Source organism: Arthrobacter sp. RAF14 (assembly GCF_052114185.1).
GTDB lineage: Bacteria > Actinomycetota > Actinomycetes > Actinomycetales > Micrococcaceae > Arthrobacter_E.
In genome coordinates, this window is record NZ_JBFREG010000003.1 from 92,948 (window position 1) to 117,133 (window position 24,186).

The 24,186-nt window shown below is 69.6% G+C and carries 20 protein-coding genes, 1 tRNA gene and 1 other RNA gene; 13 read left to right on the plus strand and 9 right to left on the minus strand.

Annotation, left to right across the window (positions count from 1 at the left end):
• Positions 1-22 precede the first annotated feature (22 nt).
• Positions 23-3,163, minus strand: coding sequence for a DNA polymerase III subunit gamma and tau (locus AB4Y75_RS10750; RefSeq protein ID WP_441435872.1), 3,141 nt, complete (start codon positions 3,161-3,163; stop codon positions 23-25).
• A 72-nt stretch (positions 3,164-3,235) separates the two neighbouring features.
• Positions 3,236-3,332: signal recognition particle sRNA small type (gene ffs / locus AB4Y75_RS10755), an RNA gene on the minus strand.
• 118 nt (positions 3,333-3,450) lie between these two features.
• Here ffs and AB4Y75_RS10760 point away from each other — a divergent pair.
• A tRNA-Ser gene (locus tag AB4Y75_RS10760) sits at positions 3,451-3,535 on the plus strand.
• A gap of 165 nt (positions 3,536-3,700) precedes the next feature.
• Here AB4Y75_RS10760 and AB4Y75_RS10765 read toward each other — a convergent pair.
• Positions 3,701-5,449 carry a cytochrome c biogenesis protein DipZ gene (locus AB4Y75_RS10765; protein ID WP_441435873.1) on the minus strand — a complete coding sequence of 583 codons (1,749 nt, stop codon included), beginning with the start codon at positions 5,447-5,449 and terminating at the stop codon, positions 3,701-3,703.
• A gap of 291 nt (positions 5,450-5,740) precedes the next feature.
• On the opposite strand from AB4Y75_RS10765, the gene AB4Y75_RS10770 reads away from it, so the two are divergent.
• The 7 genes from AB4Y75_RS10770 to AB4Y75_RS10800 all read left to right on the plus strand — a co-directional run bounded on the left by AB4Y75_RS10770 (position 5,741) and on the right by AB4Y75_RS10800 (position 11,849).
• Positions 5,741-6,403, plus strand: a complete 663-nt coding sequence (locus AB4Y75_RS10770; protein ID WP_441435874.1) for a fasciclin domain-containing protein — start codon at positions 5,741-5,743, stop codon at positions 6,401-6,403.
• A gap of 117 nt (positions 6,404-6,520) precedes the next feature.
• Complete coding sequence (gene sigK / locus AB4Y75_RS10775) at positions 6,521-7,099, plus strand: ECF RNA polymerase sigma factor SigK (RefSeq protein WP_441435875.1); 579 nt, start codon at positions 6,521-6,523, stop codon at positions 7,097-7,099.
• Positions 7,092-8,039, plus strand: a complete 948-nt coding sequence (locus AB4Y75_RS10780; RefSeq protein ID WP_441435876.1) for an anti-sigma factor domain-containing protein — start codon at positions 7,092-7,094, stop codon at positions 8,037-8,039. Before sigK ends, AB4Y75_RS10780 begins: the two co-directional genes overlap by 8 nt.
• 154 nt (positions 8,040-8,193) lie before the next feature.
• Positions 8,194-8,631 (plus strand): DUF4383 domain-containing protein, encoded by a 438-nt coding sequence (locus AB4Y75_RS10785; RefSeq protein WP_441435877.1) that lies wholly within the window; start codon positions 8,194-8,196, stop codon positions 8,629-8,631.
• Positions 8,632-8,958: 327 nt separating this feature from the next.
• Positions 8,959-10,140 carry a M23 family metallopeptidase gene (locus tag AB4Y75_RS10790; RefSeq protein ID WP_441435878.1) on the plus strand — a complete coding sequence of 394 codons (1,182 nt, stop codon included), beginning with the start codon at positions 8,959-8,961 and terminating at the stop codon, positions 10,138-10,140.
• 320 nt (positions 10,141-10,460) lie between these two features.
• Positions 10,461-11,291 (plus strand): hypothetical protein, encoded by an 831-nt coding sequence (locus AB4Y75_RS10795; protein ID WP_441435879.1) that lies wholly within the window; start codon positions 10,461-10,463, stop codon positions 11,289-11,291.
• Between the two features lie 51 nt (positions 11,292-11,342).
• On the plus strand, positions 11,343-11,849 hold the full coding sequence (locus AB4Y75_RS10800) for a glutathione peroxidase (RefSeq protein WP_441435880.1): 507 nt from the start codon (positions 11,343-11,345) through the stop codon (positions 11,847-11,849).
• A gap of 62 nt (positions 11,850-11,911) precedes the next feature.
• On the opposite strand, the gene AB4Y75_RS10805 is transcribed toward AB4Y75_RS10800, so the two are convergent.
• A complete protein-coding gene (locus AB4Y75_RS10805) occupies positions 11,912-12,919 on the minus strand; it encodes an HAD family hydrolase (protein ID WP_441435881.1) in 1,008 nt (335 codons plus the stop codon).
• 116 nt (positions 12,920-13,035) lie between these two features.
• On the opposite strand from AB4Y75_RS10805, the gene AB4Y75_RS10810 reads away from it, so the two are divergent.
• The gene (locus tag AB4Y75_RS10810) at positions 13,036-13,335 is read left to right on the plus strand and encodes a type II toxin-antitoxin system VapB family antitoxin (RefSeq protein ID WP_066214766.1); all 300 of its coding nucleotides are present in this window, start codon (positions 13,036-13,038) and stop codon (positions 13,333-13,335) included.
• Between the two features lie 6 nt (positions 13,336-13,341).
• Positions 13,342-13,974 carry a LytR C-terminal domain-containing protein gene (locus AB4Y75_RS10815; RefSeq protein ID WP_441435882.1) on the plus strand — a complete coding sequence of 211 codons (633 nt, stop codon included), beginning with the start codon at positions 13,342-13,344 and terminating at the stop codon, positions 13,972-13,974.
• An 87-nt stretch (positions 13,975-14,061) separates the two neighbouring features.
• Here the strand turns inward: AB4Y75_RS10815 and AB4Y75_RS10820 are convergent, their stop codons facing one another.
• Both AB4Y75_RS10820 and AB4Y75_RS10825 read right to left on the minus strand, forming a co-directional pair.
• Complete coding sequence (locus AB4Y75_RS10820) at positions 14,062-14,721, minus strand: TetR/AcrR family transcriptional regulator (protein WP_441435883.1); 660 nt, start codon at positions 14,719-14,721, stop codon at positions 14,062-14,064.
• Positions 14,722-14,821: 100 nt separating this feature from the next.
• Positions 14,822-15,559, minus strand: coding sequence for a DsbA family oxidoreductase (locus tag AB4Y75_RS10825; protein WP_441435884.1), 738 nt, complete (start codon positions 15,557-15,559; stop codon positions 14,822-14,824).
• Positions 15,560-15,690: 131 nt separating this feature from the next.
• Here AB4Y75_RS10825 and AB4Y75_RS10830 point away from each other — a divergent pair, with 131 nt between their 5' ends.
• Positions 15,691-16,992, plus strand: coding sequence for an MFS transporter (locus AB4Y75_RS10830; protein ID WP_441435885.1), 1,302 nt, complete (start codon positions 15,691-15,693; stop codon positions 16,990-16,992).
• Between the two features lie 42 nt (positions 16,993-17,034).
• On the opposite strand, the gene AB4Y75_RS10835 is transcribed toward AB4Y75_RS10830, so the two are convergent.
• The 3 genes from AB4Y75_RS10835 to aceA all read right to left on the minus strand — a co-directional run bounded on the left by AB4Y75_RS10835 (position 17,035) and on the right by aceA (position 20,751).
• The gene (locus tag AB4Y75_RS10835) at positions 17,035-17,520 is read right to left on the minus strand and encodes a type II toxin-antitoxin system RatA family toxin (protein WP_441435886.1); all 486 of its coding nucleotides are present in this window, start codon (positions 17,518-17,520) and stop codon (positions 17,035-17,037) included.
• A 255-nt stretch (positions 17,521-17,775) separates the two neighbouring features.
• On the minus strand, positions 17,776-19,401 hold the full coding sequence (gene aceB / locus AB4Y75_RS10840) for a malate synthase A (RefSeq protein WP_441435887.1): 1,626 nt from the start codon (positions 19,399-19,401) through the stop codon (positions 17,776-17,778).
• A 33-nt stretch (positions 19,402-19,434) separates the two neighbouring features.
• Positions 19,435-20,751: an isocitrate lyase gene (gene aceA / locus AB4Y75_RS10845; protein WP_441435888.1), complete on the minus strand. Its 1,317-nt coding sequence runs from the start codon at positions 20,749-20,751 to the stop codon at positions 19,435-19,437.
• Between the two features lie 141 nt (positions 20,752-20,892).
• Here aceA and AB4Y75_RS10850 point away from each other — a divergent pair, with 141 nt between their 5' ends.
• Both AB4Y75_RS10850 and AB4Y75_RS10855 read left to right on the plus strand, forming a co-directional pair.
• The gene (locus AB4Y75_RS10850) at positions 20,893-22,395 is read left to right on the plus strand and encodes a helix-turn-helix domain-containing protein (protein ID WP_441435889.1); all 1,503 of its coding nucleotides are present in this window, start codon (positions 20,893-20,895) and stop codon (positions 22,393-22,395) included.
• 275 nt (positions 22,396-22,670) lie between these two features.
• Positions 22,671-24,095, plus strand: a complete 1,425-nt coding sequence (locus AB4Y75_RS10855; protein WP_441435890.1) for an amino acid permease — start codon at positions 22,671-22,673, stop codon at positions 24,093-24,095.
• Positions 24,096-24,186: the final 91 nt, after the last annotated feature.

The window sequence follows — 24,186 nt, forward strand, 5'->3', positions numbered from 1 at the left end:
GTCCCGGTCGGTTCCGGCGCGGTCAGCGGCGGATGATCGGCGTGCCGTCCAGAGTGGTCTCCTCGATGAGAGTCCCGTCCAGCAGGCGTTCCACGGCGGCACGGCCGAAGGTGCTTGATTCTTCGATGGTCTCATCATCGGCGCTGATTTCGTCCACCGCGTAGCCCGCCACGCTGCCGTCCGGGTTCTGAGCCGCCGCCGGGGCGGCCCGGCGCGCCTCCTCCCGGGCGCGCTGCGCCTGCGGGCTGTTGGAGAGCCGCTGGTAGAGACTCTGGCCGCCGTCGTTCGGATCGTGGCCGGACTCGCCGCGGTCAGGCTCACCACGACCGGCGGGTGCGGCCGGCTCAGCCGTGCGTTCAGCCGTGCGCGACGCCGGGGCGGCCGCGAGCGGGCCCGCCTGGGAGGCGTGGGGCGGCTCTGCCGGCGAGGGCGCCGACGGACGGCCGGCGACCGCCGGTTCGGCGGGCAGGCCCCAAGGATCCTCCCCGCCGCCCTGAACGGTATTGCTCTGAACGGTGCTGTCCTGAACGGTGCTGCCCTGATCGGCGCTGCCCGCGGAACGGGGCGCCGTGTCCGGAGCAGACGTGGCTTCCGCCGGACCGGCCGGGTGTGCGGGGCCGCTCGGGTTGACGGGGCCGGTGCCGGAGAGGTCCTCTTCGTGAACGTCCTCGTCCTCGAACTCCGGATCCTGGAATCCCTGGCCTGAGGTGGCCGCGGCCGGCGCGGAACCACTGTTTCCGGCGCTGACGTTGCTCTCGGTCCCGACCGTCCAGCGACCGGGTGAGACCTCGCGGGCCCGTGACCAGGGGTCGTCCTGGAGCGTGGCGGAAGAGACCGCGGGCCCGGACGGGCCGTCCGCGGGAGCCGCGGCCTGGCGTGCCGCGGGTGCGGGAGTGGACGGCGCGGCGGGAGCCTGCGGACGGCCCCAGTCGGCCGGGCCGTCATCGAAGGGCGGTTCCTCGTCGAGGGGAGGCTCGTCCTCGTCGCGGGGCTGGTCCAGGGGGTGGAATTCCCCGGCGGGAACGTCCCTCTGAGCCTGAGCCTGAGCCGCTGTCCTGCCGGGGCCGCTAGCCGTAGGGGGATTCTCCCGGCTAGCCGATGCTTTTGGGCTGTCGCCCCAGCCCGGGGGTTCCTCCATCGAGGTGGAGGCGGCAGGAGACGGCGCGGACGGCTCCTCCGGAGCGCTCGGCCGCGAGGCCTGGAACGACGGCGGGGGAGCGGAGGAGTCGCCCGCCACGGCTTCGACCCGGCAGTCCAAACCCAGGACATCCTTGACCGCCGCCTGGAGGTGCGTCTTGTGGTCGCCGCGGCCGAACGCCCCGGCCAGGCCGCTCGTGGAGAAGGACAGGATCACGGCGTCGCCGTCCAGCCGCGCCACGGTGGCGTTGGGGGCCACGAGGGCCCAGGTGCTGCGCTTGATCTTGCCCAGACGGTCCAGGATCTGCGGCCAGGCACGGCGCAGCGCCTCGACGTCCCCGCCGCCCTGGGGCGCCGGGGCGCTCTGCTGCTGAGCCGGTGGAGCAGAAGCCTGAGGAGCGGCCTGCGCGGGGGAAGTCTGAACCGGGGAGGCCGGAGGCGTCGGCGCGGATTCCCCAGGGCGAGGCATGGACTCGGAGACGGTTTCCCGCGTGGGGGCTGCGGAGGCGGCCGACTCCCGCGCCGGAGGGACCGGAGCGTTCGACGGCGGCTGCGTGGTCCCGGGCTCCGGGCGACGCTCGGCAGAGGCAGGCCCGGCCGGGGCTCCTCCGACGGGACCACGTTCGGCCTCGGCGTTGTCGACGCGCGGCGCACCGTCTGGACGCGGAGCGGACTCCGCAAGCCGGGCGGTCTCCTGCCGCTGGGTGGCGTCGGTCCGCTGGGCGGAGGCGACGGCGTCGTCGTTCCGGGTGACTGCCGGCGCGCTCGCGGCGGGCGCCGCCGCAAGCGGCAGCTGTGCTGGGGTCTGAACAGGGGCCTGCGCAGGGATCTGAGCAGGGACCTGGGTGGGCGCTCCTCCCAGGGTGAGACGGCGTTCCAGGGCATCCAGACGGGCGGCCGCGCCGCGTTCGGTGCTGTCGGATGCGGGGAGCATCAGCCGGGCGCAGAGCAGTTCCAGGTGCAGCCGGGGCGAGGTGGCGCCGGTCATCTCGGACAGCGCGGCGTTCGTCACGTCCGCGGAGCGGGACAGTTCGGCCGGTCCCAGGGTCAGCGCCTGCTGGCGCATGCGCGCGATCTGATCCTGCGGCATGCCGCGCAGGATGGTGGCGGCGCTGTCCGGCATGGCCTGCACGATGATGAGGTCGCGGAACCGTTCGAGCAGATCCTCGACGAAGCGGCGGGGGTCGTGGCCGGTCTGCAGCACCCGGTCCACGGCGCGGAAGACCGTGGCGGAGTCGTGGGCCGCGACGGCGTCCACCACGTCATCGAGGAGTGACGCGTGCGTGTACCCCAGCAGCGACACGGCCAGTTCGTAGTCGAGACCCTGGGGCCCGGCGCCCGCCATGAGCTGATCCAGCACGGAAAGCGAGTCACGCACCGAGCCGCCGCCCGCGCGGATGACGAGCGACAGCACGCCCGGCGCCACCGGGACGTTCTCCTGCTCGCAGAGCTGCTCCAGGTAGGCCAGCAGCGGCTCCGGCGGGACCAGGCGGAAGGGGTAATGGTGTGTGCGTGAACGGATGGTGCCGATCACCTTGTCCGGCTCCGTGGTGGCGAAGATGAACTTGATGTGCTCCGGCGGCTCCTCCACGATCTTCAGCAGCGCGTTGAAGCCCGCCGAGGTGACCATGTGGGCCTCATCGATGATGAAGATCTTGTAGCGGTCCCGGGCCGGGGCGAAGGTGGCGCGCTCGCGGAGGTCACGGGCGTCGTCGACGCCGCCGTGGCTGGCCGCGTCGATCTCGATGACGTCCAGCGAGCCGGCTCCGCCGCGGGCCAGTTCGACGCAACTGGGGCAGACGCCGCAGGGGGTGTCCGTGGGGCCCTGTTCGCAGTTCAGGCAACGGGCGAGGATGCGTGCCGAGGTGGTCTTGCCGCAGCCGCGCGGGCCGGAGAACAGGTAAGCGTGGTTGACGCGGTTCTTCTTCAGAGCCGTCATCAGGGGGACCGTGACGTGCTCCTGACCGATCACGTCCGCGAAGGTGTCGGGGCGGTATCTGCGGTAGAGAGCGCTGGCTTGGGTCACAGGGAAACCCTACCAATCGAGACTGACAGAAGAAGTCGTGGTCTCGCGGCTCCGGGCCGGCCGGGCCTTAACGTAGAAGACCCCTCGCGCACCCGCCAGAGCCCACTTACCCTTGCTACCTTCCGGTCCTGGGGGAGTTCGGCAGGATGACGCCACGCGAGGAGTCGGTAACCAGCTTAGCGGCAGGGACGCGGACGGGGAAATCGACCGGGTCCCAGGTCCCGAAGCACCCCTGATTGGCGCTCTCGCTGGAGGTCCGCTAAGCTGATACCTGCCCTTAGGGCAATGGAGAATTCGCCTAGCGGCCTATGGCGCACGCCTGGAACGCGTGTTGGGTTAACGCCCTCGGGGGTTCAAATCCCCCATTCTCCGCCGAGACAGCCCCGGAAACTCAACGAAGTTTCCGGGGCTGTTGACATTTTCGGCCCTTCTGTCAACGAATTCACCGCGGGTATTTTCGGCACCGGGGGTTCAAATCCCCCCGTCACTCACCGAGTCCGCCCTCAGCGCGCGGCGCCGCGAAACGATCGCCTCACCTCACCCGAACGTGAACGAGTAGAGCTGCACGCCCGGCGTCGGCCGCAGCTCCAGGGTGCCGGGCCCGGAGACGTCGCCCTGATGGACCACGTAGGACTTCGGCGGCCCGGAGACCTGGAGGGTCTTCTCCCCGTCAGGGCCCTTCACGGTCACGGATCCGGCGCCGCCCAGCACCACCTGGACCTGCCGGGCGTGGAAACTCAGCCGGACCCCCGAACCCGGTGCGGGTGCGCCCTGCGGCACCGAGATGCGCTGGGACTCCAGAGTCCAGGAGCCGGTGAGCGCGAAGCTGTCCGGAGCCTGCGACGCCGGATAGGCGAAGAGGGACGTCCCGGAGCGGTACGTGGCCCTGCCGGAGTAGTTGACCTGCTTCGCCACTCCCAGGAACGTCTCCCGCGTGGTGTTCTGCGGCAGGGCGTCCTCCTGTCCCGCCGACCCGGTCTCGACGGCGGAGGGCAGCTCCTTGCCGGGCTGCGCGGAACCGAGCAGCGAACGGATGAGCTTCTCGGTCAGGGCGTAGCCGCCCTCGCCCTGCTGGATGTGCCGCACGTTCCCCTGAGCGTCGATGAGGTACTGCGCAGGCCAGAAACGGTTGCGGTATGCGGTCCAGGTGGCATAGGAGTTGTCGAGGGCCACCGGGTACTGGATGCCGTGGTCCTTGATGCCGGCGCTCACGTTGCGGGTCTCCCGTTCGAAGGCGTACTCCGGCGTGTGGACGCCGATCACCTGGAGCCCCGCGTCACGGTAGGCCTTGTCCAGGGCGGTGATGTGGGGCAGGGACCGCTGGCAGTTGATACAGGAGTAGGCCCAGAAGTCGAGCAGGACCACCTTGCCCTTGAGCTGCCGGAGCGTGAGGGGGTCCGAGCCGAGCCAGGCGTTGATGCCCCGGAGCTCCGGCGCGGCCCCGCAGTCCTGGAGTTCCGTGGAGCCCTGCGTGCACTTGGAGAGGTCCTTGTTCTCCTCCGTGGCCACGCCGCCCAGGTCCAGGGGGCTGCCCTGTGAAGGGGTGAGCTTCTCCTGGAAGGACGCGGTGTAGTCCGGGATGAGGCGCTGGACGGCGGCGGGAAGGTCGAAGGCGAGACCCGCCGCGAGGGCGATCATGAGCACGCCCGCCAGGATGCGGATGCCCTTCTGACGGCGCCGGAACGCCTTGAGGCGTTCGGCGAGCCCGCGGCCGGCCAGGGCGAAGAACAGCAGAGGGATCGCGACGCCGACGGCGAACGACAGCGTGAGCGCCAGGGTCCCGGCGCCGATGCGGCCGGTGGCGCCGGAGACGGTGATCGCGGCCAGGACCGGTCCGGCGCACGGGACGAAGACGGCCCCGAGTGCGAGGCCCAGGCTGAAGCCGCCGCGCTTCCGGGCGTCCACCTGACGCCGGGGGATCCAGGAGAAGGGCCGTTCCAGCCACTCCTCCAGGCGCGGGATGAGCATGCCGAGCCCCACCGCCGCCAGCACCGCGATGCCGGCCCAGCGGAAGATGTCCTGGGGCAGGCCGAGCAGGCCGAGGAGCAGGGAACCGAGCAGCGTGAAGACACTGAAACTGATCACCAGCCCCGCGATCACCTGGTAGGGCCGCCACCGGGAGACGGCCCGGGCGGGCGCGTCGTCCTCACCGGGAGCGGCGCCGGGATCGCGTCGTGCGCTGTCCAGGCCTCCCGAGAAGAAGATGACCGGCAGTACGGGCAGGATGCAGGGCGATATACCGGTCACCAGACCGCCCAGGAAGCCGATGATGATGTTCGTGTCCATGCCGGGTATTCGGCGCGCCGTGCCCCGGCGGATTGGACCGGGGGATTGGACCGCCGCCGGGCCCCGGCCACGACCCCGCCACGACCCGCCGTCGTCGTTCCTCCGGGGCGGCGCTCGCCGGACGCATGGAACGCCGCCCGCAGAGCCCCGAGGACCGCGTTCACGAGGCGTCTCGGAAAGTTTCCGGAAATTCCTCCAATCCGTCTGCGACCCCCGCTCCGAAGTACTGGCACCAACAGGTCAGCCCAGCTTCTGGATGCGGACCGCACACCTTTGAAGAGGAGCATCATCATGAAGAAGATCCAGCGTGTATCCACCCTGGCCGGTCTCGCAGCCCTCGTGCCCCTCGGGCTCGCAGCGTGCAGCGGTGGGATGAGCGGCGGCGCCGCGACGTCGTCCGCGCCCTCTCCGGCCATGACGTCCAGCAGCGCGGCCGCCAGCCCCAGCATGGATCCCGCCGCGAACCTGGTGGGCCCCGGCTGCCAGGCGTACGCGTCCGCCAACCCGAGCGGCCCCGGTTCCGTTCAGGGCATGTCCACCGACCCGGTGGCCGTGGCGGCCTCTCACAACCCGCTGCTGAAGACCCTGGTCCAGGCGGTGTCCGGCAAGCTGAACCCGCAGGTGAACCTGGTCGACACTCTGAACGGCAGCCAGTTCACGGTGTTCGCCCCGGTGGACAGCGCGTTCGCCAAGATCGACGCGGCGACCATCGACAGCCTCAAGAAGGACGCCCCGGCGCTCAAGAAGATCCTGACCTACCACGTGGTGCCGGGCCAGATCGAGCCGGCGTCGATCGTGGGCACGCATGACACCGTCGAAGGCCAGAAGGTCACCGTCTCCGGCTCCGGTGACAATCTGAAGGTCAACGGCGCCTCCGTGATCTGTGGCGGTGTCCGGACGGCCAACGCGACCGTCTACCTGGTGGACTCGGTCCTCGTGCCCCCGGCCAAGTAGCCCGGAGCAGCAGGATCCCAGGTGAGACCCGGGCGGCGGGCCGGCAGGCCCGCCGCTCTTCCAGTCCCGGCGAGCAGGTGGCGGTCGAACATGAGCGGACATGAGACAGTGATGTACATGCATCCCCCTGGAACGGGACCTTCCGCGTCCGCCGACGTCGACGAGCTGATGGCCCTGGTGGCGCAAGGCGACCAGTCGGCGTTCGGCAGCCTCTACGACGCGCTCGCACCGCACGTCCACGGCCTGGTGCTGCGGGTGCTGCGGGACCCGGCCCAGAGCGAGGAAGTGACCCAGGAGGTCTTCCTGGAGGTCTGGCAGCAGGCCAAGCGCTTCGACGCGGACCGTGGACGGGCGCGGGCGTGGATCACCGTGATGGCGCACCGCCGGGCAGTCGACCGGGTCCGGGCCGCGCAGGCCTCCCAGGAGCGGGACCTGCGGGAGGGCATCAAGGAGTACCGCGAGAGTTACGACGACGTGGAACACCGTGTCCAGGTGGCCCTGGAGAGCGAGCGGGTCCACAAGGCGATGGAGTCGCTGACCGAAGTGCAGCGGCAGGCCATCAAACTCGCCTACTACGGCGGGTACAGCTACGGAGAAGTGGCCCAGGCGCTCGACCTGCCCCTGGGCACCGTGAAAACCAGAATTCGTGACGGCATGATCCGTCTGAGAGACACGTTAGGAGTTGGCCATGGATGACCACCTGCATCTGCTGACCGGCGCCTACGCGCTCAATGCCCTGGACGAGGACGAACGCCGTCACTTCGAGAAGTCACTCACCCCTGGCCACCCGGTCGCGGAGGAGGCGCGCGAGCTGAGCCAGGTGGCCGCCCTGCTGGCCGCCGGGACGACGCCGGTGGCGCCGCCCGCGGACCTGAAGGCCCGGCTCATGGCGCAGATCGCCGTCACGCCCCAGTTCGAGGCGGCCACGGGACCGGCCGGACAGGAAGACGCCGTGCAGGAACCGGCCGGGACCGTCCCGGCGCCGGCCTCGGCGTCGGCGTCCGAAGATACGACGACGGCGCAGCCTCCTCCGAGCCACGGCGCCGATCGCGCCGCGGAGGAAGCCGGCGCCGGCTCCGCGCGCATCGCCCCGCCCGTCACCCGCTCCACCGACGCGGAGGTCGTGCCGCTCCCGGCCCGCCGCGCGTCGTCGTCCACCCGATGGCTGGCCGCCGTGGCGACCGTGCTCGCCGTGGCCACCGCGGGAACGGCAGGCTGGGCCTTCCAGGCGCAGTCGCAGCGGGAGGAAGCGGAGCGGCGGCTTGCTGCCGCGCAGGACTCCCCGGCGGAGGCGATGAACCGGATCATCGCCGCGCCGGACGCCAAACTGAAGCAGTTCGCGGTCCCCGGGGGTGCGACCATGCTGGTCATGCACTCGGAGAAGGAAGGCCGCGGAGGCGTCATGACCCTCGGGATGGCGGCCGCGCCTCAGGGCAAGAGTTACGAGCTCTGGCTCATCGACCAGGCGGGTGCGGCGAAACCGGCGGGCCTGCTGAACAGCGGCGGCGGGGCGTCCACGTGGAACGAGCTGCCCGGAGGGATCGGCTCGGCCTCCTTCCTGGGGGTCACGCTCGAACCGGAAGGCGGCTCCCCCCAGCCCACCACCAAACCGATCCTCGTGGAATCGATCACCTGAGATCACCTGAGAAAAGCCCGGGAGAAATTCTCCCGGGCTTTTCCAATCCGCCCGGCCTGCCGCTCCGAATCCATCATGCGGGAAGTCCGCGCCGGGGGCCGTGGTCACCGGACGGCGCATCGGGCGCCGTGGAGCACGAGGTGAGGAGCACGAAATGTCCAGCAATGTCATCCAGGGCAAGAGCCCGGTACGTCTGACCGCGACCCTGGTGGGAGCGGTCTTCCTGCTGGTGGGGATCCTGGGGTTCGTCCCGGGGATCACCACGGGCGGCATGGAGGCGGCGGGCCACCATTCGCACGCCATGCTCCTGGGGATCTTCCAGGTCTCCGTTCTGCACAATGTGGTTCACCTGCTGTTCGGCGTCGCCGGGCTGATTCTCGGTCGCAGCGCGGCCGGGGCCAGGAACTTCCTGGTGTGGGGCGGCGTGATCTATCTGGTGCTGTTCGTCTACGGACTCTTCTTCGGCGAGGAGTCGGCGGGGAACTTCGTCCCCGTGAACATGGCGGACAACATCCTCCACTTCGCACTCGGCGCCGCCATGCTCGCTCTGGGCCTGCTGTTCGGACGCGCTCCGGCACTGCGCCGGGCGTGATGCACATGAACTCATGAGACGACCAGACGCTGTGGGGCGCCCCCTGATTCCGGGGGCGCCCCACAGCGTCTTCCGTGCTCAGAGGCGACCGGCTCGCCGTCGTGAGGGGCGAGTGCGCCCTCCTTTCGCAGGGCCGCTGAAACGGGGCGCGGGAATCCCTTGAATTCGCGACGGCGGCGGAGGCACACTGAGAAGTGATCGCCCGGTCGGGTGGTCGTCACAGACGAAACAGGGGATGTTCAGCGCTGTGCAGGTCTTGGGGATGGAAGCACTGTGAGGGGCCACCACGTGCCGCGTCATCGCGGCCGGGGGCCGTTGGGAACATCGATGAGGGCGAGCCTGGCCGTGGCCGGCGCGGTCCTCCTGTCGCTGGCTCTGGGGACGCCTCCCGGAGCAGCGCAGTTCACCGCTTCCGACGCACCACAGGTCCCGTCGGCGGCGACCGACCAGGTGGGGGCGCACCCCGCCGCCGGTGCGGTGACGGCGGAAGCCGCGGCCTTCATCTCCTTTGAACGGACCACCCTGCAGAGCCGCCCCAAGGGCGCGCGGGAACGACTGAATGTGGCCGAGTCCGGACGCCACCGTCCCGCCGCCGGGCATCTGTCCTCGCCGCTGGAGGTCCTGATCCCCACCTCGCCGTTCGGGCCGAGGATCAATCCGCTCACCGGTGAGGTGGGTGAGATCCACTGGGGCCAGGACTACGGCGCGGCGTGCGGCACCCTGGTGTACGCCGCCGACGCCGGCCGGGTGCGGAACGTTGGCTGGTCACCGTACGGTGGCGGTAACCGGGTGGAGATCGATCACGGCAACGGCCTGGTCACCACGTACAACCACCTGTCCGGGATCGCCGTCAACAAGGGCGAGAGCATCGAGGTGGGACAGGTGATCGCGAAGGTCGGCACCACGGGGTCCTCCACGGGCTGCCATCTGCACTTCGAGACCATCAAGAACGGGAAGTACGTCAACCCGCTGCAATGGACTCTCGACCCCATCAAGCAGGTGGACCGGCTGGACCGCATCGCGTTCACCGACTACTCGAGGTCCGGCGCCAAGTCGGCCTGGACTCTTCCCGGCGGCTCCTCGGGGACCGAGGGCATCATCACGCCGGAAGCGGAGAAGGACGGCGGCAAGATCCCTCCGGGCACCAAGACACCTCCGGCCCGACCGGAACCCACGCACCCCGGCACTCCGACGCCCGGACCCACCACGCACCCCACGCCCGGCCCGAGCGGTTCGCCGACCCCCACCCCGACTCCCACCGAGCCCACTCCGACGCCGACGGTTCCCACGACGCCGGCACCCACCCCGAGCGGCACGGGCACCCCGGCGCCCACGGTTCCGCCGGTCACGGGTCCCTCGGGCGGCTCGCCGAGTGGCGCCCCGGCGGAGGGCGGTTCCGCGACTGCCCCGGAGGACGGGGGAGCGACGGAGACCGGAACGCCGGGCCCCACCTCCCTGCTGAGCCCCTCGCTGCTTCCGGGAGTGCTGGGGCTGCTGACCGGGCCGTGAACCTGGCCGCGAAACGGGCCGTGATCCAGACGCTGTGAGGCGGTGAGCGGCGGCTCGGGATCCGGACGGTCCTTGGCCGTGCCCCGGGCCGGGCGCGGTCCGGGGACCATCGCACGGCCGGCCGTCCGGGCCCGTCGCCTGCAACAACCCTGTCCCTGCAACAACCCTGTCAAGGTTGGCGTGGCCCGTGTCACTGGGAGAGAATCGGTGACGACGGCTTTCAGGGGAGGGCCGCGCAAGGGGGATTCGCACGTGATGACTGAGTTCTGGGCTTCCGGCGCCGTCGCCGCACAGCCAGACGCTGCCCGGGAAGGGCGACGGTGAGCGGCCGTCGCGTCGCTCCGCCGCCGGCCCGCACGGCGCGGGGCAGGAGCCGGAGCCGGAGCCGCGGAGCACGCCGTGCCGACAGCGGTGCTCTCGCCGCGTGGGGCGTGGCCACGCCCGCCAGCCGGCAGGCCGTCTCCCTCGCCACGCTGAGTGCCGTTCTGCTCGTCTCGACCGCCCTGGTGTCCGGCGGAACCCCGCAGCCCCAGCTCGCGGCGGGGAGCAGCGCCGTCCCGCGCGCGGAGAGCAAGGCGCCGGCATCCGGTGCTCCCGGCGTCGCGCTGTCCCGGCCCTCCGACCGGAGCAGCACGGCCCCCACGGCGCCAAGCCCCTCCCGGCCGACGGCGAAGTCCGCCCCGGCGAACGACGCATCCCGTGCCGGGGCGATTCGCCCGGTGGACGGACCGGCAGGTGCCGGCGTCGGGCAGGGTCACCTGACGGCGCAGTCGTCCGGCGCAGGGATCTCCGGCGAAGGGGCCTCCGGCGAAGGGGCCTCCGGTGGCGGCGCTCCGGTGACCGGTCAGCCCGGCGTCGCCGATCCGACGGCGCCAGCTCCCGGTTCCGGTGAGAATGGAACGCCGTCCGGTGGTCAGCCCGGTGACGGCGGTGCCGGGTCGCCGGCGCCTGTCGTGCCCGGGCAGCCTCAGCCGTCAACTCCCGCGAACCCGTCGACGCCGGCCCCGACCGTTCCGCCGGTCGCCCCGCCTCCTGCCCCCAAACCTCCTGCGCCCCAGCCGATCCCCCCGGCGCCGAAACCCCCGGAGAATTCTGGGTGCGTCGTCAACATCCTGGGCATCACGATCTGCCTGCCCCTCCTGGGAGGGTGACGGCGTCCTCGGCGTGGGCGAGGTCGGCCGGAGCGGCGTAGGCTCGTGCGGGTGAGTTCTCTCTATGACATCGACCTGACCATGAACGACGGCGCCGAATCGAGCTTCGGACGGTTCCGCGGCAAAGCGGTCCTGGTGGTCAACGTGGCGTCCAAGTGCGGCTACACCCCGCAGTACGACGGCCTGCAGCGGCTGTACGAACGCTTCCGGGACCAGGGCCTGGAGATCCTCGGGGTGCCGTGCAATCAGTTCGCCGGGCAGGAGCCGGGCGACGACGCCGAGATCGCCGAATTCTGCCGGCTCAACTTCGGCGTGAGCTTCCCTCTGACGGCCAAGGCGAAGGTGCGCGGCAAGGAACAGCACCCGCTCTATCAGGAGCTGACCCGCTTCAAGCATCCCTTGCTGCCGGGCCTCATCAAGTGGAACTTCGAGAAGTTCCTGATCGGCCGCGACGGCGAGATCCTCGAGCGCTTCGGCTTCCGGACCGAGCCGGAGGACGCCGACCTGATCGCCGCCGTCGAGGCTGCGCTCGCGGCACCGGCACCCGCCACGGAATGACGCCGCTCGGCGAGTGACCGTGGCCGCCGCGTGGACGGCGTCCGACTGATCCGACCGAGAGGTCAGCCGTCCAGGCGCTCGTGCCAGGCGCGGAGGAAGGCCAGGCCGGCCTCGTCATTGATCACGTCCGAGCCGAGCCCCACGTGGACCGAGGTCAGCACGTGATAGGGCTTCTCCGGGAGCTCGGCCGCGGGCCGGACGTCCACATGGGCCACGGCGTGACCCTGGGCCTGGAGCCAGTCGGCCATGGCGTAATCCGTGCCGGAATCGCCCACCGTGCGCCACTGTTCCGGATCCAGCCCGCGCTCCTGAAGCCAGGTGAGCGCGCGCCAGGCGCCCAGGTCCTTGCCCAGGCGGGCGTGCTCGATGTCCGTCGAGATGATCGTGGGGTCCACCAGGAAATGGCTCGCCGAGGAGTCCTTGATGCCGTTCGCCTGCTCGGGCGCGGTGGAGCGGATGAGGCCGCGCATGGCGTGTGCGGGCATGAGGGAGAGGGCGTCGGCGTCGAAGAGGGGCTGCTGGGCGAGGTAGTCCCCGCTGGGGGTCTCCACGTGCTGCTCCACGGAGACCATCGCGAGTTTGGTCTCGTCGAAGAACATCCAGTCGGAGTACTTGCGCTGGACCAGATCGCGGATCGCGGCGGCGTAGCTCGCGGGAACCTTGTACTGCTCGTCCACCTGGACCTCACCGGCTCCGGAGCGGTCGAACGTGAACCAGGTGGCGCCCTTCTCACAGACGGCCAGGAATTCGAGGCCGTCCGGGATGCCTGCGGCGAGCATCGGCTGCACCACCTGCTGGATGATGAAATCCGCGGAACGGCCGGTGTTGAAGATGACCGGGACCCCCGCGGAGGCGAGCCAGAGCAGCTCCGCGATCACCTCGTCCGGCACCGAACGGGTGACGGGGCTCGCGATGGGCCCGTCGACATCCAGCAGCAGTGCCAGCGGAGGCTGGGACCCGTCGCCCGGCTCCACCGGGATGGTCGCCTGGCGGGGCGCCCGCGGCGCGGAACCGGTGGCCCCGTCCTGCGAAAGGGTCTGGGGAGTGGCCGGGGCACTGCTGTCAGTCATGCCCACCATTCAACACCCGGGTTCCTGACCCATCAAATGGTCACCGTTCCACTACGACTCGCGGCGGAGGCGGCGCGCCGATTCCCCGGAACCTCATTCTTGCCTAGGCTTGCAGGGTGATCTTCAAAGCTGTCGGTGAAGGACGTCCGTACCCGGAACACGGGCACAACACGCCCAAGGACTGGGCCGCGCTCCCGCCACGTCCCGTGCGGCTGGACGAACTGGTCACCACCAAGCGGACCCTGGACCTGGAGGCTCTCCTGGCGGAGGACTCCACCTTCTTCGGTGACCTGTTTCCTCATGTGGTCGAGTACAAGGGCGTGAAGTACCTGGAGGACGGGTTGCACCGGGCGGTGCGCACCGCCCTGCACCAGCGGACCGCCATCCACGCCCGCGTCCTGGTCATCGAGGAGTGATGCAGGGTGGCGCGGGATCCTGAGCGCCTGCACGGGAGCCATGTGGTCTCCCGCCAGGAGCTCGAGGCGGCCTTCTCCGGCGATCCGGACGACGACGGCGATTCGCGCCGCTTCCGCCTGCGCTTGCGTCACGGCGTGGTCCTGGGAGTGCTGCTCCTCCTGCTGGCCGCCGCGGTGGGGGCGGCGTTCGCCCTCCAGAAGGGCTATCTGAGCATCCCGCAGGCGGAGTCCACTCCTCAGCGGACCTCGGTCTGTCCGGAGGGGACGTTCACTCCGCTCAAGTACTCGGCCGTGAAGGTCAGCGTCTTCAATGCCACGGACCGGCGGGGTCTGGCGGGCAATGTGGCCGCGCAGCTCAGGGCCCGGAAATTCGTGGTGGGCGCGGTGACCAACCGGGATCTCTCCCTCAACACGCCGGTGGCGGTGGTCTCCGGGAAGGACGGCCATGCCGCGGCGCTGTCCGTTCAGCGTCAGTTCCACGGTTCGGATTACTACCAGGACGGCCGCACCGACGGGACGGTGGATGTCATCCTGTTCCAGGGCTTCACGGACGTGACGCCCGTGGCGAAGGTGTCCCTGACCGCGGGTCCGCTGCTCTGTCCCCGGGAACCGGCGGCGACGGGCACTCCGGCGAAGTGAGCTGAGTCAGGCCCAGCCCGGCCTGGGTTCAGGCCCAGGGGAATGAGAGCCTGGCGGCTTCAGCTCAGCCGGCTCAGCCGAGCAGAGTCAGCCCAGCGGGGTCAGCGCGGGCGAGACCACGACAGGCCGGCCGGCGTCGTCGAACTCCGCTCCGGCGCCACTGGCGATGAAGCGCACCGTGGCCGCGATCTGCAGTTCCAGCTCAGGCGAACCGGGCTGATGGGACTTGGCGCGGGAGGCCGTGGAGGAGAGGGTGCCGAGGATGAGGCGGGCCAGGGACTCGGCGTCGCCGCGCGGCAGGAAGCCCTGCTCCATGCCGTGCCGGAGGATCTGCTGGAGCAGCCCGTTGAGTTCGCCGACGTGATCGGCCAGGCGGGCGAAGGACTTGGGGGAGAGGACGGCCGCCATGGCCGGTCCCGGGGGCAGGTGACGACGGGTGAGATCCTCGACCTGGGCCCGGATGTACAGGGCGAGCTGATCGACCGGGTTGTCGAGGGAGTCCAGTCCGGCCTTGAGCTCAGCCACGAACTTCTCGGTTTCGGTGAGCGCGTAGGAGATCAGCAGCTCTTCCATGTCCGCGTAATAGTTGTAGACGGCGGTGCGTCCGATACCCGCATGACGCGCCACATCCGTCATGGTCAGCCCGGGCAGGCCCTGGGTGAAGAGGAGTTCGCCGAATGCGGTGAGGATCTTCCGCTGGGTCTCGGCGCGCTGGGCCACATTGTTGGCCGCGGAGATTTTGGGCATAGAGACACTTTACCGGATTGTGTCATCAAAAGGGAGGCCTTCGCCTGGGAGAAGACTGTGTGTTCCAGCACGCCTTCTCCCAGGCGGCCCGGCCTGCGGCTCAGCAGCCGTCGGGGCCGCAGGCCTGACCGTTGAGCTCGGCGTCGTCCGCCGTCGCCCGGCCGACCGTCGCACCGCCCACCGCGGCCGGGGTCAGCAGCGGGTGGCTCTCCTGCCAGACCTCGTCGAGCACCTGGGTGAAGGTCTCGCTGGACTGTGCGCCGGAGACGCCGTACTTCCGGTCGAAGACGAAGAACGGAACGCCGCTCACGCCGATCGCGCGGGCCTCCGCGATGTCCTCGCGGACCGCGTCGGAGTACTTGTCGGTGGTGAAGAGCTCCTCCACGTCCTGGGAGGGCAGGCCGAGCTCGGCGCCCAGGCTGCGCAGATACTCGGGGCTCCCGATGTCCTTGCCGTGCTCGAAGTGGTCGCTGAGCAGGCGTTCCTTGGCCTCGTCAGCCTTCCCGGACTGCGCGGCCAGGTGGATCAGGCGGTGTGCGGTGAAGCTGTTGGCCACCACCACGGTGTCGAAGTCGTAGGCGAGACCCTCGCCCGCGGCCTGCTCCGTCACGTGACCGAACATCGTGCGAACCTGTTCGGGTGCCATGCCCTTGCGCTCACTGAGGTAGCTGAGTTCGGTACCGTCGTAGTGTTCGGGAATGCTGGGATCCAGCTGGTAGCTTCGCCAGTGGACGTCCACCTCGTCACGGTGGGGGAACGCCTCCAGGGCTTTTTCGAAACGGCGCTTTCCAATGAAGCACCAGGGGCACGCGACGTCGGACCAGATCTCAATCTTCACGTGAGAGTGCAACCCCGGGGAGTGGGCCGTTATTCCCCGGGCGGCCGGAGCCGGGGCTTCGGAATCAGAATGGTATACCATAAAGGTATGGTCGAGACAGGGCGATGAGACCGCCCGGATAGAGCGGAAGCATGACACGCACCCCCACCACCAAGCCTGCCGGAACGGCGCATTCCACCACGCACGGACAGCCTGCCTGGCTCCTGCTCCTGGCGATCATCGGCATCGCGCTGACCATGCGCGGCCCGTTCATCGGGGTCGCGCCGCTGGCCCCGGTCTTCCGGAACGAGGTGGGACTCACTGAAGTCCAGTTCGGCATCCTGACCGGCATCCCGGTCCTGTGCTTCGCGTTCTTCTCGCCGGCCGCCTCCTGGCTGGGCCGCAAAGTGGGCGCCGAGATGGCGGTGTCCCTGACGGTGGCCGGAGTGGTCGTGGGTGCGGCGATCCGGTCGATCGGGCCCGAGTGGGCGCTTTTCGCGGGCACGGCGGTGATCGGCGCGGCCATCACGATCGGCAACATCGTGATGCCGCTGATCGTCCGGCGGGACTTCCCCGTGGAGCGGCAGAGCCTCACCATGGGCGTCTACTCCGGAACCCTCAACTTCAGCGCGTTCCTCGCCTCGGTGGGCACCGCGCCGCTGGCCCAGTGGCTCGGATGGCAGGGGGCGCTGGGGCTCTCCGGCGTCGTGGCGCTGGTGGTTCTCGGCTTCTGGATCTGGACCATGAGCCCGGCCGTCGCCCTCCGGCCCGCGGCGATCACCGGACCGGGATCAGGACAGGAAGGGCTGAGCGCCGCCGAGGAGAAAGCCGCGGGCAAGGCGGCACGGAAGGCCGCGGCGCGGCTGCAGGGAACCACGCTCTGGGTGACCATCGCGCTGGTGATCGGCTTCGCGGGGCAGTCGTCGAGCTACTTCGGCATCACCGCGTGGCTCCCGAGCTACCTGCACGACACCATCGGGCTCGCCCCCACGGAGGCCGGCGCCGGGTCCTCGATCTTCCAGGTCATGGGCATCGTCGGCGCGCTCGGCACGCCGCTCCTGGTGCGGCGGCTCGGCGGGATCGCCGGGACGCTCATCGTCGGATCCCTCTGGGTCACGGTTCCCCTCGGGCTGCTGCTGGCCCCGCAGCTGTGGTGGCTCTGGGCGTTCACCGGCGGCGCCGCGCAGGGCGGCGGCTTCACGCTGGTGCTCTCCGCGATCATCAAGGCCGGTTCCACGCAGGCCCAGACGGCCCGGATCTCCGCCCTGGTGCAGGGCATCGGCTACATCTTCGCCGGGATCGCCCCCAGCGTGATCGGCTCGGTCCACGTCAGCGCCGGCAGTTGGCAGCTCGCGCTCCTGGTGCCGCTGCTGACCACGATGGCGTTCCTGGTCTGCACGACCTGGGGCGTCTCGCAGGCGGGCAAGCTCGCCGCGGCGCGGCAGCAGGGCTGAAGTCCGCACACACCGGATCAGGGCCCGGCGCTCTCGCTGGACCTAGGACCGCCGGCCGCTCCGGACCGCGTCGAGGACGGCCGGATCGGCGCAGCCGGCGGCGAAGCCGTCCAGGCGGGCCCTGATCTCCCGCTGCAGGACCTTGGTGCCGATCCACTCCGCGAGCGGCGCCAGCCAGGCCGGCCGGCACGCGAAGCTGTAGCGCCAGCTCACGAGCGTGCCGCCGTCGTCCGCAGGCTTGAACCGCCAGCCGCCGGCGAACCGCTCGAAGAACCACGGGCCCTGCGTCATGTGCATGCCGGTGTGCGACGGCGGGTGGAAGGACACGCACTCACTGACCATCGGCATCCCCCAGCGGTGCCGGGTCCAGGTCCGCACGCCCTTGCCCTGGGCGTCCGCGCCGTCCAGAAGCCGTTCGGCCCGGATGAACCGGTCCCAGCGGAGGCGCAGCTCGCCGTGCGTCTGGGACACCGCGAACGCGAGTTCGGGGTCGATGGCGACTGTCGTGGAGGCCTCAATCGTCGGCATGGACACAGTCTAGGGGCTTGCCCCGCCAGGCCCGGCCGAGTGATGCGTCGAGTGCTCGGTTGTGGTGGGCGCCGGCGCCTCGGACCCGCAACAACTGAGCACACAACAGGGGCAGCGGGGCATACGACGACGGCGGCGCACCGGAGAGGTGCGCCGCCGTCGTCGTGGGGGGGATGTTCCCTGTCGGCCGGGCCGCCCCCGGCCATCGGGGTACGTGTTGCGAGTCGCGTCGCAGCCCGGCGCTGACAGGTGGTCTCAGGCGGCCACCAGCTGGCGCTCCCTCGCATCCTCCGCGGAGGTGGAGAGGAACCGGGCGTAGGCCGGGATGGTCAGGAAGGTGGGGAAGAAGGAGGCCAGGGCCACTTCCTCGAAGATCTCCCGGGCGTCGCGGAAGCGATCGCCCTCGAACCGCTCCAGCCCGCTGTAGACCTCCTCGAAGATCTCCGTCACCCATTCGCGGGTGACGACCTCGCCCTGGTCCGTGATCGCCTGGTTGTGGATCCACTGCCAGAGCTGGGAACGGGAGATCTCCGCCGTGGACGCGTCCTCCATGTTGCGGCGGATCGTCACGGCGCCGTTGCCCCGCAGCCACGACTCGATGTAGCGGATGCCGATCTCCACATTGGAGCGGATGCCCGCCTCGGTGATGGTGCCCGTGGTCTGCGAGAGATCGATCAGGGCCCGGGCGTCCGGGGTGATGTCCTGACGCAGCCGGTCCATCTGGTGCGGGCGCTGACCCAGCGCAGCGTCGAACACTTCACGGGCGGAGGCCACCAGGTCCGGATGCGCCACCCAGGTGCCGTCGAAGCCGTCCACGGCGAAGCGCGTGGTGTCGGCGCGGACTGCGGCGGTCGCCCGGGCGTTCTGGGCGGCGTCGCGCCGGCTCGGGACCTCGGCGGACATGCCGCCGATCGCCATGGCACCGCGCTTGTGGCAGATGTGCACGAGCTGTTCCGAGTACGCCCGGATGAACGGCTGCTCCATGGTGATCTGGGAGCGGTCCGGGAGGACGAAACGCGGCCCACGGGTCCGGAAGGTCTTGATCAGGGAGAAGATGTAATCCCAGTGACCCGCGGCCAGCCCGGAGGCGTGGTCCCGCAGCTCGTAGAGGATCTCCTCCATCTCGAAGGCCGCCGTGATGGTCTCGATCAGCACCGTGGCGCGGATGGTCCCCTGGGGCAGGCCCAGCAGGTCCTGGGCCAGCACGAACAGATCGTTCCACCAGCGGGCCTCCTGGTGCGTCTCCACCTTCGGCAGGTAGAAGTACGGGCCGCGGCCCTGGGCCAGCAGGCGGCGTGCGTTGTGGAAGAAGTACAGACCGAAGTCCACGATCGACCCGGAGACCGGCTGACCGCCGGACAGCAGGTGCTTCTCCGGCAGGTGCAGGCCGCGGGGCCGCATCAGGATGGTGGGGAGCGGTCCCTCGTTCAGGCGGAGCTCCGTGCCGTCCGGCGCGGTGAAATCGATGCGCCGTTCCAGCGCGTCCGTCAGATTCAGCTGCCCGGAGATGATGTTGCGCCAGGACGGGGTCAGGGAGTCCTCGAAGTCGGCCACCCAGACGGACGCGCCGGAGTTGAGCCCGCTGATGGTGGTGCGGCGGTCCGTGGGGCCGACCAGTTCCACGCGGCGTTCGTTCAGGCCGGGGGCGGGGGGAGCCACCCGCCAGCTCCGGTCCTCCCGGAGGTGTTCGGTGCCGTGCGGGAACTGCGGGTCCTCGCCGCCGGCGATCCGGGCGCGGCGGCCGTGCCGTGCGTCCAGCAGTTCGACGCGGCGCTCGCCGAGCGCCCGGTGCAGTCGTTCGATGAATTCCAGGGCCTCCGGGGTCAGGATCTCTCCCTGCCTCCGGATCGGCTGAGCGGTGAGCTCGAAGGTGGTGGTCATGTCACTGTCCTTAGAAAATTAGTGCAGGGAACCTCAGTGGAACTGGCCTTCTTCGGTGGATCCCACCAGGGCCAGGGTGCTGCCGTTCGGGTTCAGGGCAGTGGAGACCAGATCGAAGTAGCCGGTGCCCACTTCGCGCTGGTGCTTGGTTGCGGTGTATCCGCGGTCTTCGGCGGCGAACTCGCGCTCCTGGAGCTCCACGTAGGCGCTCATGCCCTCACGGGCGTAGCCGTGGGCCAGGTCGAACATGGAGTAGTTCAGGGCGTGGAAGCCGGCCAGGGTGATGAACTGGAAGGTGAAGCCCATGGCGCCCAGTTCGCGCTGGAACTTGGCGATCGTGGCGTCGTCCAGGTGCTTCTTCCAGTTGAAGGACGGGGAGCAGTTGTAGGCGAGCATCTGGTCCGGGAACTCAGACTTGACGGCTTCCGCGAACTTCCGGGCCAGTTCCAGGTCCGGGGTGCCGGTCTCCATCCAGATGAGGTCGGAGTACGGCGCGTAGGCCTTGGCCCGGGCGATGCAGGGCTCGATCCCGTTCCGGACCTTGTAGAAGCCCTCCGCCGTGCGCTCGCCGGTGATGAACTCCTGGTCCCGCTCGTCCACGTCACTCGTGATGAGCGTGGCGGCTTCGGCGTCGGTCCGGGCGATGATGACGCTCGGGACGCCGGAGACGTCGGCGGCCAGACGGGCCGCGTTGAGAGTGCGGATGTGCTGCTGGGTGGGGATGAGCACCTTGCCGCCCAGGTGGCCGCACTTCTTCTCGCTGGCCAGCTGGTCCTCCCAGTGAACGCCCGAGGCTCCGGAGGCGATCATGGACTTCATGAGCTCGTAGGCGTTCAGGGGGCCACCGAAACCGGCTTCGGCATCGGCCACGATCGGGACCAGCCAGTCCTCCACGGTCTGCTTGCCTTCGGAGAATTCGATCTGGTCCGCGCGGAGCAGGGCGTTGTTGATGCGGCGGACCACCTGCGGCACGGAGTTGGCCGGGTACAGGGACTGGTCCGGGTAGGTCTGCGCGGCGTTGTTGGCGTCCGCGGCCACCTGCCAGCCGGAGAGGTAGATGGCCTTCAGTCCGGCCTTGACCTGCTGCACCGCCTGGTTGCCGGTCAGGGCGCCGAGGGCGTGAGTGTGTTCGCCCTTGCTCTGCTGCTCCTTGAGCTGGGCCCAGAGCTTCTCCGAACCGCGGCGGGCGAGCGTGTGTTCTTCGCTGACACGACCGCGGAGGCGGACGACGTCGGCGGCCGAGTAGTCGCGCTGGATGCCCTCCCAACGCGGGTTGGCAGACCATTCCAGTTCCAGGGCCGCCGCCGACTCTTCGGGGGTGCTCGGGGAAGTGGTGAATTCTGCGGTCATGTCCGTCTCCTCAAGTAGGGCTCTTCGCTGAGCTCTTGATGCCGGCTGTTCTTTGCCGTGCTTCAAGATTTCCGCAGTTTCAACCCCCTCACCAGACGTTTTCCCTGGAAAGAAATGCACTTCTTCCCGTATTCTCAAAAAATGACGCGTTCGGAGCAGCAACCGGTCCGTGGCAACTGGCATGCCGGCCTCGAAAGGCCCGCGCCCCTCGGCGACAGCGGCGGGGTGGATGTCATCGCGCTCGGCCGCCGCGTCCGCCACCTGCGCAAGAAGGCGGGCCTGACGCTGGAGGCCCTCTCCGGCGTCGTCGGCATGGCGCCGAGTCAGCTCAGCCTGCTGGAGAACGGCAAACGCGAGCCGCGCCTGGGTGCCTTGCAGCAGCTCGCCGGAGCGCTCGACGTCGGGCTGGATGATCTGCTCGGCACGGAGCCTCCCAGCCGCCGCGCCGCCATGGAGATCGAGCTGGAGCGCTATCAGCGCAGCGCGCTCTACGAGTCGCTGAATCTGCCCGCCATCCGGGTGGGTCCGCGGCTGCCCAACGATGTCCTCGAGGCCCAGCTGGGGCTGCTCAAGGAACTCGAACGGCGGCTGAACGAACAGCTCGCCACCCCCGAGGAGGCGCGCCGGGCGAACGCCGAGCTGCGCGTGATGATGCGCCAGCGGGGCAACTACTTCCCGGAGTACGAAGCCGAGGCCAAGAAGGTCCTGGCCGGGGTCGGGTACAGCGGAGGGCCGCTCAGCCAGTTCGTCATCTCGGACATCGCCGCGCACCTCGGGTTCACGCTGCACCATGTGGGGGACCTCCCGCACTCCACCCGGAGCGTGACGGATCTGAAGAACCGGCGGATCTACCTGACCCAAGGGTCGTCCGGCGACCACGATCCGCGCTCGGTGCTGCTTCAGGCGCTCGGCCACTACGTCCTGGGGCACGAGACGCCGCGCAACTACGGGGACTTCCTGCACCAGCGGGTGGCCACCAACTACTTCGCGGCCGCGCTCATGCTGCCCGAGGATGCCACCGTGGAGTTCCTGCAGCACGCCAAGGCGGCCAAGGAGATCGCCATCGAGGATCTGCGGGATCACTTCGCCGTGTCCTACGAGACCGCCGCGCATCGCTTCACCAACCTGGCCACGCACCATCTGGGCATCACTACCCATTTCCAGAAGACCCACCAGAGCGGCATCATCTACAAGGCCTACGAGAACGACGGCGTGATCTTCCCCAAGGACCACACGGGCTCGATCGAGGGCCAGCCCAGCTGCAAGAACTGGACCAGCCGGGTGGTGTTCGGAGTGGCCGACAAGTTCAGCCCGTACAGCCAGTACACGGACACCAAGGCCGGCACGTTCTGGTGCACGGCACGGACCGAACGCTCCGCCGGAGGCGAGTTCTCCCTGTCCGTGGGGGTGCCGTACGCCCATGTGAAGTGGTTCCGTGGCCGCGAGACCACGGTCCGGTCCGTCTCGAACTGCCCGGACCCGAGCTGCTGCCGCCAGCCTCCGGCGCAGCTCTCCGACGCGTGGGCGGGGAATGCCTGGCCGTCCGCCCGGGCGCACTCCCATCTCCTGGCGGCGATGCCCCCGGGCGCCTTCCCCGGCGTGGACGAGACCGAGGTCTACAGCTTCCTGGCGAAACACGAATAGGACGGGAGGGCCAGGCAGCCCGGTTCCTGCCGGGCCGCCTGCGCTCCTTCCGCGCTCCTTCCGCCGGGCTTCCTCCCGCGCCCCCTCTCGCGCTGAAACAGTGAGTTTCCGTCGAAACAGCGAGTTCAGATCACTGTTTCGACGGAAACTCACTGTTTCAGCGCGGGAGGACGGAGTCTCGAGACGGGGTATGACGTGAAATGCCCACCCGTTGTGGCGTAGGATTCCGGGTGCCCTCGGGCGCATCGCACCACCTTCTGCAGAAATGAGGCTCCATGTCCCAGGACAGCCCGCACCCCGAGGGGAAGAAGCTCCGCTCCCGCCACGTCACCATGATCACGCTGGGCGGGATCATCGGTTCCAGCCTGTTCGTGGGGTCGGGCAATGTGATCCATGCGGTGGGACCGGCCGCCGTGATCTCTTATCTGATCGGTGGCCTGCTGGTCTTCCTGGCCATGCGGATGCTGGGCGAGATGGCTGCTGCACGTCCCGCCGTCGGCTCCTTCATGGAGTACGCCCGCGTGGGGCTGGGGGACTGGGCCGCGTACTTCGTGGGCTGGCTCTACTGGTACTTCTGGGTGGGCGTGATCGCCTACGAGGCCGTGGTGGGCGGTTCCATCCTGAACGGCTGGGTGCCCGGGATGCCGCAGTGGGTCTTCTCGATCCTGCTGCTCCTCGTGTTCACGGGGTCGAACCTCGTGTCCCTGCGTTCCTTCGGTGAGACCGAGTTCTGGCTGGCCAGTGTGAAGGTCGCGGCGATCGTGGTCTTCCTGGTGGTCGGTGTGCTGTTCGCCTTCGGTCTGTGGCCCAACGCGCACTTCGCCATCCCCAACCTCTGGGAGCACGGCGGGTTCATGCCCCAGGGCGTCGGCGCCGTGGTGGGTGGCGTGGCCATCGTGATCTTCTCCTACTTCGGCACCGAGATCGCCGTCATGGCCGCCTCCGAGTCGGAGGACCCGGCCAAGGGTGTCCGTCAGGCCACCAGCACCGTCATCTGGCGCATCCTGATCTTCTTCGTGGGCGCCGTCCTGCTGATCGTCACCATCGTGCCGTGGAACCAGTTGCCGGATCCCAAGGAGAAGGCGCCGTTCGCCTACCTCTTCAGCCTGTACGGGCTCCCGGGCGCGGACGTGGTCATGAGCGCCGTCATCCTGACCGCGGTCTGCTCGGTGCTGAACTCCGGCCTGTATTCCGCCGCGCGCATGTTCTCCTCCATCGCGGAGCAGGGCTACGCGCCGAAGCTGATCGCCCGCAAGTCCTCCTCGGGCGTGCCCGTGGCTGCCGTGATCGCCTCCACCCTGGGTGGCTACGCCGCGGTGATCATCAACTTCACCGCACCGGATTCCGGCATCTTCGACTTCATCATGAACTCGGCCGGGCTCGTGGCGCTGTTCGTCTACGCCTTCATCGCCCTCACGCAGCTGCGCACCCGCTCGGCGATGAGCCCCGAGGAGCAGTCGCAGCTGAAGCTCAAGATGTGGCTGCACCCGTGGCTCGGCATCCTGGTGATCGTGGCCGTGCTCGGCATCGTGGTGGTCATGCTCTTCTCCGGTGAGTCCGGCCGGACGCAGGTCTGGACCTCGCTGGTGTCCGTGGCGGTCCTGGCCGTCTGCTGGCCGTTCGTCCGCAAGCAGTTGAAGGCCCGCCGCGCCGCCGGGCAGGAGGAGCACGGCGTGCCCGTGGAGATCAGCGGGCACTGAGCGGTCAGCCAGTGTGTGCCGGGAAGGCCGTCGGATGCGTTCCGGCGGCCTTCGCCGTTCCCCGCGAAAAGAATGTCGGAGGCCGGGCGTA